This is a genomic window from Pseudomonas lalkuanensis (assembly GCF_008807375.1).
In the GTDB taxonomy this organism is placed as follows: Bacteria; Pseudomonadota; Gammaproteobacteria; order Pseudomonadales; family Pseudomonadaceae; genus Metapseudomonas; species Metapseudomonas lalkuanensis.
The window spans coordinates 437,659-456,935 of record NZ_CP043311.1 but is presented as its reverse complement, the minus strand read 5'-3'; the positions used below and the strand labels follow the sequence as shown (position 1 = coordinate 456,935).

The 19,277-nt window shown below is 63.9% G+C and carries 13 protein-coding genes and 1 pseudogene; 6 read left to right on the top strand and 8 right to left on the bottom strand.

The annotated features are described in order from the left end of the window. Nucleotides 1-176: 176 nt before the first annotated feature. The 3 genes and pseudogenes from FXN65_RS02105 to FXN65_RS02095 form a co-directional block, all read right to left on the bottom strand. Nucleotides 177-1,388: a M24 family metallopeptidase gene (locus tag FXN65_RS02105; protein ID WP_151131440.1), complete on the bottom strand. Its 1,212-nt coding sequence runs from the start codon at nt 1,386-1,388 to the stop codon at nt 177-179. A 471-nt stretch (nt 1,389-1,859) separates the two neighbouring features. Next, a pseudogene (locus tag FXN65_RS02100) lies at nt 1,860-2,627 on the bottom strand (GlxA family transcriptional regulator); the annotation flags it as partial. A gap of 4 nt (nt 2,628-2,631) precedes the next feature. Then, the gene (locus FXN65_RS02095) at nt 2,632-4,008 is read right to left on the bottom strand and encodes an L-serine ammonia-lyase (RefSeq protein ID WP_151131438.1); all 1,377 of its coding nucleotides are present in this window, start codon (nt 4,006-4,008) and stop codon (nt 2,632-2,634) included. Between the two features lie 510 nt (nt 4,009-4,518). Here FXN65_RS02095 and FXN65_RS02090 point away from each other — a divergent pair. Both FXN65_RS02090 and FXN65_RS02085 read left to right on the top strand, forming a co-directional pair. Continuing rightward, a complete protein-coding gene (locus FXN65_RS02090; RefSeq protein WP_151131437.1) occupies nt 4,519-5,421 on the top strand; it encodes an alpha/beta fold hydrolase in 903 nt (300 codons plus the stop codon). Nucleotide 5,422: 1 nt separating this feature from the next. Further along, nucleotides 5,423-5,842: an acyl-CoA thioesterase gene (locus FXN65_RS02085; protein ID WP_151131436.1), complete on the top strand. Its 420-nt coding sequence runs from the start codon at nt 5,423-5,425 to the stop codon at nt 5,840-5,842. 101 nt (nt 5,843-5,943) lie between these two features. On the opposite strand, the gene FXN65_RS02080 is transcribed toward FXN65_RS02085, so the two are convergent. Then, nucleotides 5,944-6,246, bottom strand: coding sequence for a hypothetical protein (locus FXN65_RS02080; protein WP_151131435.1), 303 nt, complete (start codon nt 6,244-6,246; stop codon nt 5,944-5,946). 193 nt (nt 6,247-6,439) lie between these two features. Between FXN65_RS02080 and FXN65_RS02075 the strand changes: the two genes are divergently transcribed. Next, entirely contained in the window at nt 6,440-7,480 is a 1,041-nt protein-coding gene (locus FXN65_RS02075; protein WP_151131434.1) for a threonine aldolase family protein, read from the top strand. Between the two features lie 885 nt (nt 7,481-8,365). Beyond that, nucleotides 8,366-10,411 carry an elongation factor G gene (fusA, locus tag FXN65_RS02070; protein ID WP_151131433.1) on the top strand — a complete coding sequence of 682 codons (2,046 nt, stop codon included), beginning with the start codon at nt 8,366-8,368 and terminating at the stop codon, nt 10,409-10,411. A 144-nt stretch (nt 10,412-10,555) separates the two neighbouring features. Here the strand turns inward: fusA and gstA are convergent, their stop codons facing one another. Beyond that, nucleotides 10,556-11,161, bottom strand: a complete 606-nt coding sequence (gene gstA / locus FXN65_RS02065; RefSeq protein WP_151131432.1) for a glutathione transferase GstA — start codon at nt 11,159-11,161, stop codon at nt 10,556-10,558. A gap of 290 nt (nt 11,162-11,451) precedes the next feature. Further along, nucleotides 11,452-12,555: a glycine-betaine demethylase subunit GbcB gene (gene gbcB, locus FXN65_RS02060; protein WP_151131431.1), complete on the bottom strand. Its 1,104-nt coding sequence runs from the start codon at nt 12,553-12,555 to the stop codon at nt 11,452-11,454. A 363-nt stretch (nt 12,556-12,918) separates the two neighbouring features. Between gbcB and gbcA the strand changes: the two genes are divergently transcribed. Both gbcA and FXN65_RS02045 read left to right on the top strand, forming a co-directional pair. Then, a complete protein-coding gene (gene gbcA / locus FXN65_RS02050; protein WP_151131430.1) occupies nt 12,919-14,208 on the top strand; it encodes a glycine-betaine demethylase subunit GbcA in 1,290 nt (429 codons plus the stop codon). Between the two features lie 494 nt (nt 14,209-14,702). After that, nucleotides 14,703-15,017, top strand: a complete 315-nt coding sequence (locus tag FXN65_RS02045; protein WP_151131429.1) for a hypothetical protein — start codon at nt 14,703-14,705, stop codon at nt 15,015-15,017. Nucleotides 15,018-15,043: 26 nt separating this feature from the next. Here the strand turns inward: FXN65_RS02045 and FXN65_RS02040 are convergent, their stop codons facing one another. Together FXN65_RS02040 and FXN65_RS02035 are read right to left on the bottom strand one after the other, a co-directional pair. After that, entirely contained in the window at nt 15,044-16,219 is a 1,176-nt protein-coding gene (locus FXN65_RS02040) for a fimbrial protein (RefSeq protein WP_178119262.1), read from the bottom strand. A 365-nt stretch (nt 16,220-16,584) separates the two neighbouring features. Continuing rightward, nucleotides 16,585-19,227, bottom strand: a complete 2,643-nt coding sequence (locus FXN65_RS02035) for a fimbria/pilus outer membrane usher protein (RefSeq protein ID WP_151131427.1) — start codon at nt 19,225-19,227, stop codon at nt 16,585-16,587. Nucleotides 19,228-19,277: the final 50 nt, after the last annotated feature.

Below are 19,277 nucleotides of genomic sequence, written 5' to 3'. Positions count from 1 at the left end.
AGGGAGCGGCCCTGAAACAAACCTGACCATCGCCTTTACCTCTGTTGTTGTGGTGATTTCGGCAGCGGGTAGTCAAAGGTCGGCGCGTGCACGGGGCCTGGCCCCGGAATGCCGCGCGTCGATTCTTGTTGTGGCCACGGCCCGCGCAGTGTCGGCCTGCGCGGGCGTGGGGTCGGTCATTTGCGGATGATGTTTTTCTCCGGGCCGTAGGGGAACTTGGTGATGTTCTCGGCACCGTTCTCGTTGACGATCAGGATGTCGTGCTCGCGATAGCCACCGGCGCCCGGCAGGCCTTCCGGCAGCATGATCATCGGCTCCATCGACACCACCATGCCCGGCTCCAGCACGGTGTCGATGTCCTCGCGCAGTTCCAATCCGGCCTCGCGGCCGTAGTAGTGGCTGAGCGTGCCGAAGGAGTGGCCGTAGCCGAAGGTGCGGTACTGCAGCACGTCGTGCTTGAGGAAGATCTCGTTCAGCTCGCGGGCGATATCGCTGCAACGCGCACCGGGCTTGATCAGCTTCAGGCCGGCTTCATGCACCTCGACGTTGACCTGCCACAGGCGCAAGTGGTCGTCCGAGCAGTGGTCGAGGAACAGGGTGCGCTCCAGCGCGGTGTAGTAGCCGGCGATCATCGGGAAGCAGTTGAGGCTGAGGATGTCGCCCTTGTTCACCTTGCGGGTGGTCACCGGGTTGTGCGCGCCGTCGGTGTTGATGCCGGACTGGAACCAGGTCCAGGTATCCATCAGCTCCACGTCCTCGAAGGTATCGGCAATGGCGCGAACCATGGCCTGGGTGGCATGCAGCGCCACTTCGTATTCCGGTACCTGGTCGCGCAGGGCTTCGACCACCGCCGCACCACCGATGTCGGCGATGCGCGCGCCGTGGCGGATCATCACGTGCTCTTCGGCGGATTTGATCATGCGCATACGCATGCAGGCGGCGGCCACGTCCACCAGCTCGGCGTCCGGATAGCGCGCGGCCAGCTTGTCGCGGTTCTGCAGGTTCAGGTGGTCATGTTCGATGCCGATGCGGCGGGCCTTCGGCAACGCCTGCTGGATGGCGGCGAAGTAGTTATCGCGCTGCCAGTCGGTGTAGACGATGTTGTCGGTGCCGACGGTGCGGCGCCACGGCTGACCGCCGTCGATGTTGGCGCTGATGCTGATGACGTCGTCCTGGGTCACCACCAACGCGTAGGGGCGGCCGAAGGAGCAGTAGAGGAAGTCGGAGTAGTAGTTGATGTTGTGGTACGAGGTGAAGATCGCGGCGTCGATGTTCTCCGCCGCCAGGTGGGCGCGCAGCCTGGCTTGGCGATTGGCGTATTCCTGGGCGGAGAAGGTGGAGCGAACCTTGTCGCCGTTACGGATGCGGAGCGTCTTGGGCATTTGCATGGCGGTGAACCCTTGTTGTTTTCCACTGACTCGACACACCGGGCTGGTGGGCCGTTGGAAAGCATTGCAACAGAAGCCCTCCGCCACTTTTTGTACGAATCCGACCCGAAGTTGGTCAGATCCGCAGGGGGAACATGGAAGCCCGAGAGGCGCTCAGCCACCCTCCTCCCCCCCCTCTCCCAGCGGGTTGGGATGAGGGAAGGTGGGCTGACTCAGGCTTGCCGGCAGGAGCGAACCGCTCTTCTGTGGGGGCGAATTCATTCGCCAGGGGCAGCGCAGCTGCACCACCTGAATGGCCCATTGGCGGATCTTCGACCTGCTTGGCGAATGAGTTCGCTCCTGAACGGGAAACGCCCTGTGCCATGTCGATACCCCACCCCAAAAAAAACAGGCCCGAACCGTGCTGCCAGGCACGGGCGGGCCCGAAGGTGGTGTCACTCGGTATCAGTGCATGGCGCTGCGGCAGAGCTGCGGCTTGTCGAGTCGCTCGTTGCTGGGCGGAATGCCGAAATGCTCGCGGTAGCACTTGGAGAAGTTCTGCGGGGAAAGGAAGCCGCAACCGGAAGCCACCTGCACCACCGGCATCGCCGTCTGGCGCAGCAGCTGGCGGGCGCGCAACAGGCGCAGTTTCAGGTAGTGCCGCGATGGCGAGCAGCGCAGGTACTTCTGGAACAGCCTTTCGAGCTGACGACGCGACAGTTCGACGAAGCTGGCCAGGTCGTCGAGGTCGAGAGGTTCCTCCAGGTTCGCCTCCATCAGCGCGATCACCTCCTGCAGCTTGGGCTGGGCACTGGCCAGGGCTTCGCGCAGGCTCATGCGGCTGGCCCAGGTCGGAGCGTTATCGCCGCACGGAAGCAGATCGGCTTCGACCAACAGTGTGCGGGCGGATTCCAGCGCGCCCAGCTTCACGCCGCGGGCGGCCAGGTCGCGGAGTTGCGCGAGCAATCCGGCGTGGGCGGGCGGAACGCTGTCGCCGCCGCAGAGAATCAGGGCGTCCAGCCCACTTGCCTCGGCGAGGCTGCCTTCGGGCGTCAGCTGCATGCCGTTGCCGGCGCGCACCGGGTTGCCGTTGCACGTCAGGATGCACCAGCGATAACGGCCCGCTCCGGGCTGCTGGTTGGCCAGGCGCAGCGGTTCGAGTGAGCCGGCCAGGGCGATCAGGCTGAAGCCTTCCAACAGCAGGAAACCAATGGATTCGAAGCGGTGCTCAGACGTCGGCAGGGCTTGGCAGGCGGTCATGGCATCAGCACTCCACAGCACTCACCGCCAGGCCACCGCGCGAGGTTTCCTTGTACTTGTCGTGCATGTCGGCGCCGGTGTCGCGCATGGTGCGGATCACCCGGTCCAGCGAGATGAAGTGCTCGCCGTCGCCACGCAGCGCCATCTGCGCCGCGTTGATCGCCTTCACCGCGGCAATTGCGTTGCGCTCGATGCACGGCACCTGCACCAGGCCGCCCACCGGGTCGCAGGTGAGTCCAAGGTTGTGTTCAAGGCCGATCTCGGCGGCGTTCTCCAGCTGCGCCGGGGTGGCCCCCAGCACTTCCGCCAGCCCGGCGGCGGCCATGGCGCAGGCCGAGCCGACTTCACCCTGGCAGCCGACTTCGGCACCGGAGATCGAAGCGTTCTTCTTGCACAGGATGCCGACGGCGGCGGCGCCGAGGAAGAAATGCACCACGTCGTCGTCGGTCGCCTCGGGATTGAAGCGCATGTAGTAGTGCAGCACCGCCGGGATGATCCCCGCCGCGCCATTGGTCGGGGCGGTGACCATGCGCCCGCCGGCGGCGTTCTCCTCGTTCACCGCCAGGGCGTAGAGATTCACCCACTCCATGGCGCTCATGGTCGAGCCGATCACGTTCGGCTTGCCCAGCTCCTGCAGGCTGCGGTGCAGCTTGGCCGCACGACGACGCACGTTGAGCCCGCCGGGAAGGATGCCTTCCTCGCCCAGACCGTTGCGTACGCATTCCTGCATGGCGTCCCACAGCTTCAGCAGCCCGGCACGGATCTCCGCCTCGCTGCGCCAGGCCTTCTCGTTGGCCAGCATCAGTTCGGAGATGCGCAGGTCGTGGCGCTGGCAGAGTTCCAGCAGCTCTTGGGCACTGGAGAAGTCGTAAGGCAGTTCGGTGGCGTCCTGATCCAGTTGCCCGGACTTCGCCTGGGCCTCGTCGACAACGAAGCCACCACCGATGGAGTAGTAGGTGTCGCGATGCAGTTCACCGCCTTCGCCTTCGACGATCAGGGTCATGGCGTTGGGGTGATACGGCAGGTTCTCTTCCAGCAGCAGCAGGTCGCGCTGCCAGTCGAAGGCCACCGGGTGGCTGCCGTCCAGCAGCAGTTCGCGGGATGCCTTCAGCGCCTCGATGCGCGGGGCGATCTGTTTCGGGTCGACCTGGTCCGGCCATTCACCCATCAGCCCCACCAGGGTGGCACGGTCGGTGCCGTGGCCAACGCCGGTGGCCGACAGCGAGCCGTACAGGCGTACTTCCACCCGTTTCACCTGCGCCAGCAGGCCGCGCTCGCGCAGCGCCGTGGCGAACAGCGCCGCCGCCCGCATCGGCCCCACGGTGTGCGAGCTGGAAGGGCCGATACCGATCTTGAACAGGTCGAACACGCTGATGGCCATGTCGTTTCCCCGCTTGGAGGCAATTTAGGAGCGATGTGTGGGGGCGAATTCATTCGCGAATCAGGCCGCAGGCCTGCACAACTGGATTCTCCCCATCCCGCCTCAGCGAAATCTGTCTGTATCCGACCCGAAAATGTACTGGCCCACCGCCCTCGCCCACAGAAACCGGGGATGATGCTGTGGATAAGCTGTAGAGCCACGGCTGGGGCCCGGGCGCTGCGGCGCGTGCAGGGAAATGGACATTTCTTGAGCCGTTTCAGGCGCTTGCCGAACCAACCGCCCCCAGAAACTGTGCAACGCACTGTGGATAAGGTGTGGGCGGCGATGCCGGAGGCAGGCGTAGCGGGCCTTGGGAAGTTGCGATCAAAAAACAATCAAATTAAACACGCGATTAAATTTTGTAACCCCTCGGGACCCCATGCAAAGCGGCTGGTATAACTGAATGCGTTCAATTTATGACCAATTCAGAACCCGCATTTCTCTTCCACCCCCCTGATGACCGAGACCACCATGACTCGACCCGACGCCCGGCCTCGGCGGTTACGGCTGCCCGATGGGCGCATCCTGGCCTATCAGCTCTACGGCGCCCTCGAAGGCCGCCCGCTCTATTATTTCCACGGCTTCCCCGGCAGCCGCTTGCAGGCCGCGCTGCACCACGAACAGGCGCTGGCGGCCAATGTCTGCCTGGTGGCGCCTGAGCGGCCTGGTTTCGGCTGGTCGGACTACCACCCCGGACGCAACATCCTCGACTGGGCCGAGGACGTGGCCTTCATGGCAGACACCCTCGGCCATCAGCGCTTCGGTGTGCTTGGTGTGTCCTGCGGCGGCCCGTACGCATTGGCCTGCGCCCAGCGGTTGGGCGAGCGCCTGGACTATGTCGGGCTGCTGGCCGGCATGGGGCCGATGGACATCCCAGCACTGCGCACGACGCAACTGCCGGCGCTCAAGGCGATGTTCGGCCTTGCGCGCCTCCATCCCCGGCTGGCCAGCCCGCTGTTGGCGCTGGACCGGCTGATGTTCCAGCGCAATCCGGCGCGCGCCCTGAAAGCCCTCGCCGGGCTCCTGGCCGAGCCGGATCGCCAGTTGCTGGCAGCCAATCCACAGACAGCGGAAGACTTCGCGACCTTCCTGGCCGAGGCCTATCGCCAGGGCATTCGCGGCGCCTGCACGGAAGCCGCGCTGATCGCCTCGCCCCGCCCCTTCGCCCTGGAGGGAATCCAGGTGCCGGTGCACCTGTACCAGAGCGGCCTGGACCGCCACGTGCCGGAAGCCATGGGGCGCTATCTGCAGGCGCGATTGCCCCGCGCGAACCTGCACCTTTATCCACAGGAGGGGCACCTTTCCATCGTGATCAACCAGTTTCCGCAGGTACTCGCGGACTTCACGCAATCCACCCAGCACGAGGCAGCCTGACATGAGCGACACCCTGACTTACCGCGGCGCCGTCTATCCCTGGCACTGCGACCACATGGGCCACATGAACGTGATGTGGTACGTCGGCAAGTTCGACGAGGCCACCTGGCAACTCTTCACCCTGCTGGGCCTGGCGCCCTCGCGGCTGCGCGAGGAGAACGCAGGCATGGCGGCGGTGGAACAGCAGATCGAATACCGTCGCGAGCTTCACGCCGGCGACGTGGTGTCCATCCACTCCCAGGTACTGGAGGTGAAGGACAAGTCCATTCGCTTCCGCCATGAAATGCGCAACGACGAAACCGGCGAGATCGCCGCCGTCACCACCCTGGTGGGCGTTCACCTGGATACCCAAGCGCGCAGGGCTCGCAGCTTTCCGGCGGATATCCGCGAACGGTCGGCTGCCTGGCAACCCGCCGGCTGACCTCTATCCCCACAATGCGTGGACCGTCCTGTGGACAACCTGTGGGATCGGCCACGCAGCCCGCGAAATTCCTGGGCTGCAGCCGTTCGATCAAGAAATGCTCAGCCGTTCAGTTGGCTCAGGCAGGATTGGGAAACCTTGATCAGGCGCTGGTGGGTCTGTTCCGGCAGCGGGGTTTTCTGCGCCTTCAGCGCTTCCAGCTCGGCGCCGCTGAATTCGCTGCTGACCCCGTCGGCGGCGCAGCTGCAGTAGCGCTGCAACTTGTCGACGGGAACATTGGCCTGGGCGCTGGTCTTGCACTCCTGGATGAAGTGCTCGCGCTCGCCGGTGGGCCACTCGCCGGCTGCGGCCGGCAGGCCGATCAGCATGGGGACGAAAAGGGCAATCAGGTTCGGGTAACGCATGACGTTTCCTCCTTCCGGATGAGGCGTGCTCCTGAGTTGTGAGGCAGCGCCGGCGCAATGAGTTCCCTTTGCCTGACCACGCGCCGCAGACAGAAAAGGATGTCGCCGTGAGCGAATCCTGCAGTGGCAACCTGGCGTAAAGTTAGGCCCCATGCGCCTGTGCCTGCAGGCGAACGGACTAAAGGACCAGGATATGACCGACCAGACCCAGCAATTCGCCAGCGACAACTACTCCGGCATCTGCCCGGAAGCCTGGGCCGCGATGGCCGAGGCCAATCGCGGCCATGAGCGCGCCTACGGCGAGGACCAGTGGACGGCACGCGCCTCCGACCACTTCCGCCAATTGTTCGAAACCGACTGCGAAGTCTTCTTCGCCTTCAACGGCACCGCAGCCAACTCCCTGGCCCTGGCGTCCCTGTGCCAGAGCTACCACAGCGTGATCTGCTCCGAGACCGCCCACGTCGAGACCGATGAATGCGGCGCGCCGGAGTTCTTCTCCAACGGCTCCAAGCTGCTGCTGGCCAGGACCGCCGACGGCAAGCTGACCCCCGACGCGATTCGCGAAGTCGCCCTCAAGCGCCAGGACATCCACTATCCCAAGCCCCGCGTGGTCACGCTCACCCAGGCCACCGAAGTCGGCACCGTCTACCGCCCCGACGAAGTCCGCGCCATCAGCCAGGTGTGCAAGGAACTGGGCCTGAACCTGCACATGGACGGCGCACGCTTTTCCAACGCCTGCGCATTCCTCGGCTGCTCGCCGGCCGAGCTGACCTGGAAGGCCGGGGTGGACGTGCTCTGCTTCGGCGGCACCAAGAACGGCATGGCAGTTGGCGAGGCCATCCTCTTCTTCAATCGCGACCTGGCCGAAGACTTCGACTACCGCTGCAAGCAGGCCGGACAGCTGGCCTCGAAGATGCGCTTCCTCGCCGCCCCCTGGGTCGGCCTGTTGCAGGACGACGCCTGGCTGCACTACGGCAACCATGCCAACGCCTGTGCGCAACTGCTGGCGGAGCTGGTGGCCGACGTGCCCGGCGTCAGCCTGATGTTCCCGGTGGAAGCCAACGGCGTGTTCCTGCAGATGTCCGAGCCGGCACTGGAGTTCCTGCGCGCCAGGGGCTGGCGCTTCTATACCTTCATCGGCGCTGGCGGTGCGCGCTTCATGTGCTCCTGGGATACCGAGATGGACCGCGTGCGCGAACTGGCGGCGGACATCCGTGCGGCGATGGGGGCATGACTCCATAGGGCTGGGCACCATTGTGGGAGCGATTCCAATCGCGATTGCAGGCCGCAGGCCTGCCCCACCCATCAGCTTCTCGGGCCGCTTTGCGGCCTTTTTCTCGCGAATGAATTCGCTCCCACAGTCAAAACAGCAATCCATAGGCCAAGAGCCCTCCAATATCCCCGCCTTACCCCCGTTTTCCGTGGACCAACCTGTGGACAATCTGTAGAGCCACGGTTGCAGGCCACGCCAGCCGTGGCCTCCCGCTACCTGGATATTTCCTGATCGATTTCAACAACTTGCGGATTTCCACACAAAATCTGTGTAGCGATGGGTACACAAGCTGTGGAAAACAGCCTGCAGCCCTTGTCTCATCTGCGACACAGCACGCTGTTCACTTTTTAACCATACCGCCACAGCAATTCGGTTACCCCCAATCAGCGTGGATAACCCTGTGGAAAATCTGTTGATGCCACGGTATGGCCCAAGCCGCATCATTCCTGGCTTTCCACGAATTTCATGCACAAGAGAACCCGCTCGCCAAAAACTTGCGCACAAGAACCGTGAAAATCTCTGTGGAAAAACCGTTGGCAAGTCGCCCATCGCCTGAATCCACGGCCTGTACAGCGCATCGCTCAATTATCGATCACCCACCTTTTTCGCCTCTCCAGGACCTGGTTCTTGCATCCGGCAGTGGAAAACCGGTCTTTTACTCACAAAGCCGGTGGAACCTTCTGTGGACAAGCTGTACAGACAACTTCCAAGGCCAGGAATGGCGGGGGCTGCCGAGGTCCGCTCATTTTTCGAGCGATATCAATGAGTTGTGACGAGCTGCGAGCTTCCAGGGCAGCCACCGGGCGCCTGCCTATACTGGAAAAACCCCAGCGCGCGGAGGTACTCATGGCGAACTACTCGGTGGAATCCATTCGAACGGTCGCCCTGGTCGGCCATGGCGACAGCGGCAAGACCAGCCTGACCGAAGCCCTGCTGCACCGCAGTGGCGCCATTCCCAATGCGGGAAGCCTTGAGCGCGGTGACACGGTGTGCGACTTCGATCCGCTGGAGCGCGAGTACCGGCACTCCCTCGCCTCGGCACTGGCGCATTGCACCTACGACGGCGCCGAGCTGAACCTGATCGACACCCCCGGCTACCCCGACTTCATCGGCCAATCCATCGCCGCACTGGCCGCGGTGGAAACCGCACTGGTGGTGGTCAACGCGCAGAACGGCATCGAACTCACCACCCGCCGCATGATGGCCATGGCCGCCGAGCGCGGGCTGTGCCGGATGCTGGTGGTGAACAAGATCGATGCCGAGCGCGTCGACCTCCCCGGCTTGCTCGCCAGCCTGCGCGAGGCCTTCGGCAAGGAAGTGCTGCCGTTGAATCTGCCGGCGGACAACGCCAGCCGCGTGGTGGACTGCTTCTTCGAGCCCGATGGCAAGGCCGACTTTTCCTCCGTGGCCGAAGCCCACCAGGCCCTGGTGGACCAGGTCGTGGAAGTGGACGAGGAGCTGATGGCGCGCTACCTGGAGCAAGGCGAGATCGCACCGGCGGAACTACACGAGCCCTTCGAGCGGGCACTGCGCGAAGGGCACCTGATTCCCCTGTGCTTCACCTCCGCACGCACTGGCGCCGGGGTGGCGGAACTGCTGGATATCCTCGCGCGCCTGGCGCCCAACCCCACCGAGGGTAATCCGCCGTTGTTCCTCAAGGGCGAGGGAGCGGACGCCAAGGCCTTCCGCTCCCAACCGGACCCGCAGCAGCATGTGCTGGCCCATGTGTTCAAGGTGGTGATCGACCCGTTCGTGGGCAAGCTCGGCATCTTCCGTGTGCACCAGGGCACCCTGGTGCGGGACATGCAGCTGTTCGTCGGCGATGGGCGCAAGCCGTTCAAGCTCGGCCATCTGCTTCGCTTGCAGGGCAAGCGCCATGAAGAGGTCACGCGGCTGATCCCCGGCGACTTCGGCGCCCTGACCAAGGTCGACGAGGTGGAGTTCGACTCGGTGCTGCACGACTCCCACGACGAGGACCAGATCCACCTCAAGCCGCTGGATTTCCCCGCGCCCATGCAGGGCCTGGCCATCGAGGCCAAGCGCCGGGGGGACGAGCAGCGCATAGCCGAAGTGCTGAGCCGGCTGCAGGCCGAAGATCCCTGCGTGAAGCTGGACTACCAGGCCTCCACCCAGGAGACGGTGCTGCGCGGAATGGGCGAGCTGCACCTGCGCTACCTGCTGGACCGCATCACCGGCACCTACAAGCTGGAAGTGGAAACCCGCCCGCCCAAGGTGCCTTATCGCGAAGCCATCACCCGCCCCGCCGAGGGCCACAGCCGGCACAAGAAACAGACCGGCGGCGCCGGGCAGTTCGGCGAAGTCTTCCTGCGCATCGAGCCCCTGCCACGCGGCGACGGTTTCGCCTTCACCGACGAAGTGAAGGGCGGCGTGATCCCGTCGCAGTTCATCCCCTCGGTGGAAAAGGGCGTGCGCTCGGTGCTGGCCTGCGGACCGCTGGCGGGATTGCCGGTGGCGGACGTCAAGGTCACGGTCTACGACGGCAAGCACCACCCGGTGGACTCCAAGGACATCGCCTTCCAGGCCGCCGGTCGCAAGGCCATGCTCGACGCCCTGCGTGCAGCCGGTGAAGTGGTGCTGGAGCCGGTTGTCACAGTCGAAGTAACCGCGCCGGAAACCAACCTGGGGGACATCACCACCGACCTCATCGGTCGTCGCGGCCAGGTCACCGGTACTGAATCCCTTTCCCAGGGCCTTGCACTGGTCTTTGGCCAGGTGCCCCTGGCCGAACTGGACGGCTACGCCGGCCGCCTCAAGGCCATCACCCAGGGCCACGGCGCCTTCAGCATGGTCCTCAGCCACTACAACGCCGCCCCGCAGGAGGTGCAGCAGAAGATGGCCGGGGCCTACAAGGCGGTGCAGGAGGAGGATTGAGGGCTGCCGGGCCCTCTCGGATTTCCTTCTCTGTGCTTCGCCTGTGTGGGTGCGAATTCATTCGCGAAAGCGGACCGGAGGTTCGCCCAGAACCAATTGGACAGCCCCATCGCGATTGAAATCGTCCCCACAAAAATCGTGGACTCAGGCCAACCCCTCAGCCTTCAGCGCCTCCTGCACAGCCGGACGGGAAGCGACGCGGCCCTGGAATTCCTGGAGTTCCGGGCAGTCGGAAATGTCCATCTTCAGGAACCCCGCCCAATTGGCCACGGTGAACAGGTAGGCATCCGCCGCGGTGAAGTCGTCGCCGGTGAGGTACCGGCGGCCGCGCAACTGCTCCGAGGTCCATTGCAGGCGACGGTGGGCCATCCCGGTGTAGGTCGCCTTGGCCTTGTCATCCAGGGCGGGGTTGAACAGCGCACCAAAGCTCTTGTGCACTTCGCTGTTGATGAACGCCTGCCACTCCATGACGCGGTAGCGCATCAGGGAGCCAGCGGCCGGCATCAGGTCGGTGCGGCCGGCCTGGTCGCACAGGTACTGGCAGATGACCGGCCCTTCGCTGAGGGACTGCCCGTTGTCCAGCTCCAGCAGGGGCACGTAGCCCTTGGGGTTGTTGCGATAGTAGTCGTCACCGTGCGCGGTGGTGTGGGCGCCCAGGTCGACCTTTTCCAGGCTGAAGGGCTTGCCGATCTCGCGCAGGACGATATGCACGGCAAGTGAGCAGGCTCCGGGGGTATAGAAGAGTTTCATCGCATGGGCTCCTCTGGCAGGCCACGAGTAGCCGGCGCAGGCAGCGCGCCGGCGGGGGAATCAGGACAAGCATAGTGGGGTTGCCCCCACGAACAGTGGACCAGCCTGTGGAAAAGCTGTTCGTCCCCGGTGCTCGCCCACGGCCTGCGGGACTTGCGGAGGATTGGCGATTTTTTCAACGATTTCAGCGAGTTGCGCACAGCATCTGTGCACCGCTGCATCCACAAGCTGTGGATAGATGGCGCCAGCCCGCGACGGGCGCGGGCTGGCGGGAGTTGCTCAGAAAACCATCAATAATCGATGGATACGTCGCCCTTGGGAACGCTGCAGCAGGAAAGGATGTAGCCCTCGGCGACGTCTTCGTCGGTGATGCCGCCGTTGTGCTCCATCTCCACCTCGCCAGCGGTCTTCATCACCTTGCAGGTGCCGCAGATGCCCATGCCGCAGGCCTTGGGAATATGCAGGCCGACCTTGGCGGCGGCCGAGTGCACGGTCTCGCCAGGAGCCACGCGGATGCTCTTGCCGGTTCCGGTGAACTCCACCAGGTTCATGGCGCCCGCCGGTACTTCGGCAGCGGCTTCGGCCGCCTCGGCGGCGTGCTCCTTCACTTCTTCGCGAATCTCCGGCGGGGTCGGGCCGAAGGCTTCTTCGTGATAGCGCTTCATGTCGAAGCCCGCAGCCTCGAGCAGGCGCCGGACTGCCGACATGTAGGGCGTCGGGCCGCAGCAGAAAATTTCGCGTTCCATGAAATCGCCGGCAATCAGGTCGAGCATCGCGCGGCTCAGGTAGCCGCGGTAGCCGGACCAGGTCTCGCCGATCTCGTACTTCTCGCAGATCAGGTGCAGCTTGAAGTTCTCGATGCGCGAGGCCATGTGGCGCAGTTCGCGGTGGTAAATGATGTCCTTCGGCGTCCGCGCGCTGTGCACGAAGACCATGTCCACCGCGCCGTTGGTGTCGAAGAACCAGCGGGCCATGGACATCACCGGGGTGATGCCGACGCCGCCGGAGAGGAACAGCACCTTTTCCGCCGGGAAGTCGATGGCGTTGAACAGGCCCACCGGACCGTGCACCGGGATCACGTCACCTTCTTTGAGGTTGTCGTGCAGCCAGTTGGAGACCTTGCCGCCCGGTACGCGCTTGATCGTCAGGGAGAAGCTGTAGGGCACCGAGGGCGAACTGGAGATGGTGTAGGAACGCATGATCGGCTGGCCGTCGATCTCCAGCTCCAGGGTCACGAACTGCCCCGGCTTGAAGAAGAACACCATCGGCTGGTCGGCCATGAAACAGAAGGTGCGCACATCCCAGGTTTCCTGGATCGCCTTGACGCAGCGAACCATGTGCCGGCCGTTGGTCCAGGTCTGGGTCGTGATGGGATTGAGGAAATTATTGGTCATGACGCTGCTCCGCCCATGGCCGGAAATCGGCCTATTGCGATGGATTGTGAATAACGCAAAAACGGCCCATTTACCTGTCTGCGACATTCACATGCTCATCGCGACCTGCCAGCAACCATCGGGCCTCGCGCGTCGGAAACGGATGTCCCCATGTCGCCCATGGGCAAGGTCGTGCCTGCCAGCGCCAGCACACTCATTCCCAGCCGAACCATAAGGCTTTTGAGCGAACCACCCTCGCACCCGCAGCAGGGCAGCCAGTCGGCAGGCAAGAAACGAGGGCAGGTCACGCCGCCTTGCGTGACAACCGAACCAGCCACTTATTTGCGGCGGTCGCCAGCGCGACCAGCCATTGAGGAGTTACCGATGGACGTCACTTCCACCCTGAGCCTGGGCGATCCGCTTCAACCCGCACGCAAGGCCACGGCCGAAATGCTCCGCGAACGCGACCACAGCTTCTCCCTGCCGCAGCCGTTCTACAACGACGAGCGCCTGTTCCAGATCGACATGCAGGAGATCTTCCACAAGGAATGGCTGATCGCCGGCATGACCTGCGAAATCCCCGCCAAGGGCAATTACCTGACCCTGCAGGTGGGCGACAACCCGATCATCGTCATCCGTGGTGGCGAGGGCCAGATCCACGCCTTCCACAACGTCTGCCGCCACCGTGGCTCGCGCCTGTGCGTCAGCGACAAGGGCAAGGTCGCCAAGCTGGTGTGCCCGTACCACCAGTGGACCTACGAACTGGACGGCCGCCTGCTGTTCGCCGGCACCGAGATGGGTGCCGACTTCGACATGAAGGAATACGGTCTCAAGCCCGTGCACGTGAAGAGCGCTGGCGGCTACATCTTCATCAACCTGTCGGAAAACCCGCCAGCCATCGACGATTTCCTCTCCACCCTGGCCCATTACATGGAGCCGTACGACATGGAGAACACCAAGGTGGCCGTGCAGACCACCCTCAAGGAAACCGCCAACTGGAAACTGGTGATCGAGAACAACCGCGAGTGCTACCACTGCAACGGTTCGCACCCGGAACTGCTCAATACGCTGCTTGAGTGGGACGACGTTACCGACCCGCGCGCCAGCCAGGCGTTCAAGGACCAGGTCGCCGCCTGCACCAAGGCCTGGGATGAAGAGAAGATCCCCTACGCCCACGCCAGCTTCGGCCTGCGTAACCGTATCGTGCGCATGCCGCTGCTCGAGGGCACCGTATCCATGACCATGGACGGCAAGCAGGGCTGCAAGAAACTCATGGGCCGCATCCAGAACCCGGACCTGGGCTCCATGCGCATCCTGCACCTGCCGCACTCCTGGAACCACTGCATGGGCGACCACATGATCGTCTTCACCGTGTGGCCCATCAGCGCCCAGGAAACAGTGGTCACCACCAAGTGGCTGGTGCACAAGGATGCCGTGGAAGGCGTGGACTACGACGTGGCACGCCTGCGCGAAGTCTGGGACGCCACCAACGACCAGGACCGTCGTCTGGCCGAAGAGAACCAGCGCGGTATCAACTCCACCGCCTACCAGCCGGGCCCGTACTCCAAGACCTACGAGTTCGGCGTGATCAACTTCCTCGACTGGTACAGCGAACGCATGCTCAACAACCTGGGCGATACCCCGGCCACCAAGCTGCGCCAGGTCAACGAGTAACACTTCCAGGGAGCTCCGCGAGGCGGCTGCGGTCGCCCTCGTGGGGCCGGGGGAACCGCCATGTCCGTATGCCTCGGCTTCGCCATCCTCCTGACGCTCTATGGACTGGCCTCGAGCCTGCTCAAGGCCTGGTCCGAACGCCCACACTGAGGTCCCTCAAGGACCACCCTCGCCCTCGTCGGGATGTCGGCCCTGACGGGGGCTTTTTTTTGTGCACCCTCCGTTTCGCCAGGCAGATGCCGCCGGGATTGGCGCTCTGTCGAAAAAGGCAAAACCGATCGATGATCGGCCAGGTCGCCAGCCGCGGGGGAGTAGGAAATTTCCTATTTGAAGAAGAATGCCGAATCGTGCACAGCCAGCATCGGAATTTTCCGAGGAACGTGAGGCGTCTTCTGACCAGCCCTCATTTCCTACAAAAAAAACAGAATCCCAATCTGTGGCACATAGGACAGTCCTTATTTTTACTGACCCTAGTTCCCATGGAGAGTACTGACATGAAGAAGATTCTGATCGCTGCTGCCTGCCTTCTTACTACTTTCTCAGCAACGCCCCAGGCTGCCGACGCACAGTCAGCGCGCGGCATCATTCGCTTCGTCGGTAGCGTCAACAAGGGGCCGTGCGACACGCCGGCGGACACCTGGCAGTCGCATATTGGCCGAAGCAATGGCATCAGCCCGGCCGGAGCCGACGCCATGTCGGTGTCGAATCATTGCGCCGGAGTCGAGCACACCTCCTCCGTCAGCCTCGCTTCGGTCCCTCCCCGCAAGGGAAGAAACAAGGCCGGAGTGATCACCATCACTTATCTCTAGTGCTCCGGCCAGGCGCGCTGCAATGGCTATCGGTAGGACAGGGTGAAAACGGCGTTGCCGCGTACCGAGCCCGGAGTCACCTTGGTGCCGGTGCGGACGTAGCGGGCGGTCAAGGGGATGTCCACGCGGCCGTTCACCGAGTTCGCGAGGAACTTCTGGCTCTGCGCCCCCGCCTGGGTGGACTGCGGTCCGAAGGCAATGGCCTTGCCTTCATGGAAGATCCTCAATTGGACACCCTTGGCGGTGGAGTCCGGAGTGAGGCTCAGATTGGTGCTTAGATTGCCGGGGTTGGTCACGTCAGTGAAAACGCCATGGATACGGGCACCAGCACTGCAGTCAAGGCCGATGCTAAAGGACGCATTACCCGACTCCGCGCCAATGGCGCCCAGGTCCTTGGCGGATATCGGGTCCAGGCGCGGTGTCAGGTTTTTCGAGATCACCGAGCAGGTCTGGCTCTGGATCTCGGTCCCCGCGATGACCCCGACCGAGAAGGCCAGGGGTTCGGAACAGCCATCCATGCTCAGGTTGAGGGTGGGAGGCGAAGTGATTCGGCCACCGCTCACCGGGCCCGTCACCACCAGATCGGCCTGGACCAGATCCCTACCGTCAAAAGGGGCGAACTGCGTTGTGTACTGGGTCGCTGGCATAACCGTCATGCCAGTCTCGCCTACCCAGGAGGTGTTGAAGAACTTGATGCCGATTCCAGGCACCCCCGTCTCGAAGACGCTGCTCCACCCGCTCACGGGCCTTCCGGTGACCGTTCCGCGCTTGATGTAATTGCCGAGCCCCAGGCGCAGGCCAAGCTCAAGCGTTCTGCTGGCCAGCACCGTCCCGACGGGCTTGTCCCGGGGCACGGCGAGACTGGCAGGGAAACTGAAGCTGGGAACCCCGCCATTGGCCGGCCAGGCGCAACTGGAAGGTGCCTGGATAACGATTCCGGCGGGCACTTTTATCGAGTACCTCACTGGCGCAGAACAAGCACCGCTTATGGAATGATTGAAGGTAGGTGACAGGGTGGTGGTGCCGCTTGAAACCGGGCCGGTAACCACCAGCCGCGCGTTGATCCAGTTCGGGTGGTCTCTTTTGGGTGGCGCGTAAAACGCATCACTCCTCGGTACGCTTCCGTAAGCACCGTTCAAATTCATCGTTGTCTCGAATCGCACACCGATTCCGCGCACCCCCGTCTCATAGACGTTGCTCATCCCCGGCACCAGTTGGCCAGTTACTGTGGCTTCCTTCCTGTAACCGGGCCACGGGACCGCGTTCTTATCGAGACGCAGCAGGGGGTTGACCGACGTGTAGGCCAGTTCATCACCTGGTTTCGCATCGGCGGGAACCACGATAGGGCTGGGGAATAGTGGAAAAGACACCGGGAGTCTGCCCCCATCCCCCGGGACATAGCAGAATGCCGCCCCGGCCTGGGGCCAGATCAACGCCAGCAAAATTGCCGACAAGATCAGCAACCGATTGATGTGCGTTCCTGTTCGGCCCATTCCGCATGGACTTCCGCAATGGAAAGCGGTGAATGGCATTGGGGTCATGACTCGCCTCGCATGAATTCTGTTGATCAACCGGCCAATGCCAGTTCGGAACGCCCGGCTGGAGCAATGCAGCGCACGTCGAGCTGCTGGTAATTCGGGTCGTCCGCGTCTTGCTCGGGAAGCTGGTACTGGAACCGGCATCGCTTGTCGGGGCCGTCCCCCCAGCGCACATCCAGCCAGCCGGCAGGCTCCAGCCCGCGCAGGAAGGCACGCCCGCCCTGGCCGACCATGGTCAGGCTGTTGCCCTGGCCGTCCACCACTTCCGAACCCAGGGGCGGCATCTGCCCGTCTTCGCGGAGGATGCGCAGCAGCACCGGTACGCCGGTGATGGTCGGGTAGCGCAGCATCACCACGGCACCATGGCGAGGCGTGACGGATTGCTCCGTCAATTGCAGTTCGACATTGCGGAACACGCCTTTCGGGTCAAGCACCACCTGGCTGCGTCGATAGGGCGCGAGCCCGCCGATCACCGCATAGCCGTTGCGGGCGATGCGCACACCGTTGTCGTTGCTGACATGGGCTCCCTGGGCGCCCTTTGCCTCGATCACCGCAAAGGAATCGCTCTGGGCCTGGGTGAAGTTGATGCCGCCGGGGTGGACCACCAGGCTGCCGCTGACGCCCAGGTTCTCCTGGCGATAACCGGTGCCCTTGCTGATGCCGGCACTCAGCGCCGCCGCCGAGGCACGGTGATAGATGTTGCCGCCGGCGTTTGAGGTGCGCTCGCCATGATCGCGGTTCTGCGCGCCGTAGACGCTGTAGCTGGTCTCGTACTGCTCGCCCAGGGAACCGCTCAGGCTCGCCTGGGTGTTGCTGCGGCCGCTGGCGTAGTTCACCGAGGTGCTCAGGCTGGGCGCTCGCGGGCTACTGCCCAGGGGGATGCTCAGGTTGACCATGTACTGGTTTTCGAAGCCTCCGTTGGTACGGGTGCGCCCGACGGAGAGCCCCATGGATCCCCAGCGGAAGCCATTGGAGTAGCCCGCCTGGAAGGTCATGTCGCTGCGCTGGCCGGAGTTCCAGTAGTTCTGCGCGGTGCCGGTGATGTACAGGTTGCCCCGCTCACCGCCAAGGGGCTGGTTCGCGCTCACCTGGAACCGGCTGCGCTGGCGATAGAGGGTGCTGCCAGGGCTGCCGTAGGCCTGGGCGTACTCGCTGAACCCCAGGTAACCCTCACTGGAGAAGCGATAGGCGGCGACGGTGAAGTTGGTCTGGGTTGCATCCAGCAGCTTGGAGTAGGTCACGCGATAGCTCTGGCCGCTCCTGGGCGCCTTGTCGCCCTCGACCGGCGACTCGGAAAGCCGCGAACCGGTGACGTCCAGGGCGACCGCTCCCAAGCGTGTGCTGAGGGCGACGCCGCCCTGGACGGCCATGTACTTCTCTGCCACGAGACTGCCGGTATAGGCGCTCAGTTCATTGGATAAACCGCGCTGATAGGTGCCCATGACGAACTTAGGCACGCGGTCCATGCCTTTGGAGCGGTACTCGCCGGCGGTGAAGTTGAAGCGCGTAGTTCCGGGGCGCAGCAGTTGCGCCACCGAGGCATAGGGCACCTGGAAGGAGCGCTCGCGCCCGTCGGCTTCGGTCACCGTGACCTCCAGATCGCCGGAGTAGCCGGAGTCGTAGAGGTCGTCGATGGCAAAGGGCCCCGGCGCTACCGTGGTCTCGTACAACACCGCCGATCCCTGGCGCACGGTGACCTTGGCGTTGGTCTCCGCCGTGCCATGGATCACCGGGGCGAAGCCGCGCAGCGATTCCGGCAGCATGCGGTCGTCGGAGCCGACCTGCACCCCACGGAAAGGCACGCTGTCGAACAGGTCCCCGGGGGTGTAGTAGTCACCGACGGTCAGCTGCGATCGCAGGCCGGTGAGGTCGCGCTGGGCATAGGTGCTGGCGTTGCTGTAGTGACTGCGGCTGGGCGCACCGTCCTGCCGCGAACGGTTGTAGTAGCCATTGGAGCGCAGCCGCCACTCGCCGAGGTTGACGCCGTTGTTGAGGCCGATGCTGAGCTGTTCGGAGTCCCGGCCGTCTGTCCTGTTTCGATAGAGGCTGGTGTTGTAGCCAATGAAGGCAGCGGTCACCCCCGAATCCCAGTCACGAGGGTCCACCTGCCCACGCGCCTCGCGTCCGAGGTAGGCCTGGGGGATGCTGACGTGGGCAGTCAGTTCCGAGAGCTGCACCTCGACCCGAGACTCGGACACCAGCTGAGACAGCTCGATGCATTCGGAAGACTCGATCAGCCGCCGCGCAGCATCCGGATCGGAAAGCTTGTCAAGGTCGATGCCAAGAGCGCCCAGCTGGTCCGCGCGAAAGCAATAGCGAACCCCTTGTGGCGCTTTCTCGTCCTCCAGCAGGCGCAGGGGCTGCCGTCCCGTCCAGCGCTGGTTCACGTAGATGTCCAGCCGGTAGGTACCAGAGGGCAGGTGGTTGCCTCGCTCGAAGCGAGTGAGGTCGACGGTTTCGCGGGCACCGTTGCCGAGGAAATCCGGGTTGAAGGCTGCGTATCGCGGCGCTTCCTGCAGCGGGGCGGCCACCGACGCACGCCAGGTGCTGCCCAGGGCCTCGATCGCTATGACGAGCGCCAGCAGCTTGAGCTCGAAGCCCGAGCGGCACCCCTGGTCGGATGCCTGAGCACGCGTGCGGTGACCGGCATGTCTGTCAAAAGGCAAAGTCATAGGTATACCTCGCACCGCTGAAAGCGATGCCCTGGGGCAGATCGTGTTGG

Coding starts and splice junctions, on each gene's coding strand:
- FXN65_RS02105 (WP_151131440.1), bottom strand. CDS start 1,388: ATGCAAATGCCCAAGACGCTCCGCATCCGTAACGGCGACAAGGTTCGC.
- FXN65_RS02095 (WP_151131438.1), bottom strand. CDS start 4,008: ATGGCCATCAGCGTGTTCGACCTGTTCAAGATCGGTATCGGCCCTTCC.
- FXN65_RS02090 (WP_151131437.1), top strand. CDS start 4,519: ATGACTCGACCCGACGCCCGGCCTCGGCGGTTACGGCTGCCCGATGGG.
- FXN65_RS02085 (WP_151131436.1), top strand. CDS start 5,423: ATGAGCGACACCCTGACTTACCGCGGCGCCGTCTATCCCTGGCACTGC.
- FXN65_RS02080 (WP_151131435.1), bottom strand. CDS start 6,246: ATGCGTTACCCGAACCTGATTGCCCTTTTCGTCCCCATGCTGATCGGC.
- FXN65_RS02075 (WP_151131434.1), top strand. CDS start 6,440: ATGACCGACCAGACCCAGCAATTCGCCAGCGACAACTACTCCGGCATC.
- fusA (WP_151131433.1), top strand. CDS start 8,366: ATGGCGAACTACTCGGTGGAATCCATTCGAACGGTCGCCCTGGTCGGC.
- gstA (WP_151131432.1), bottom strand. CDS start 11,161: ATGAAACTCTTCTATACCCCCGGAGCCTGCTCACTTGCCGTGCATATC.
- gbcB (WP_151131431.1), bottom strand. CDS start 12,555: ATGACCAATAATTTCCTCAATCCCATCACGACCCAGACCTGGACCAAC.
- gbcA (WP_151131430.1), top strand. CDS start 12,919: ATGGACGTCACTTCCACCCTGAGCCTGGGCGATCCGCTTCAACCCGCA.
- FXN65_RS02045 (WP_151131429.1), top strand. CDS start 14,703: ATGAAGAAGATTCTGATCGCTGCTGCCTGCCTTCTTACTACTTTCTCA.
- FXN65_RS02040 (WP_178119262.1), bottom strand. CDS start 16,219: ATGAGCAACGTCTATGAGACGGGGGTGCGCGGAATCGGTGTGCGATTC.
- FXN65_RS02035 (WP_151131427.1), bottom strand. CDS start 19,227: ATGACTTTGCCTTTTGACAGACATGCCGGTCACCGCACGCGTGCTCAG.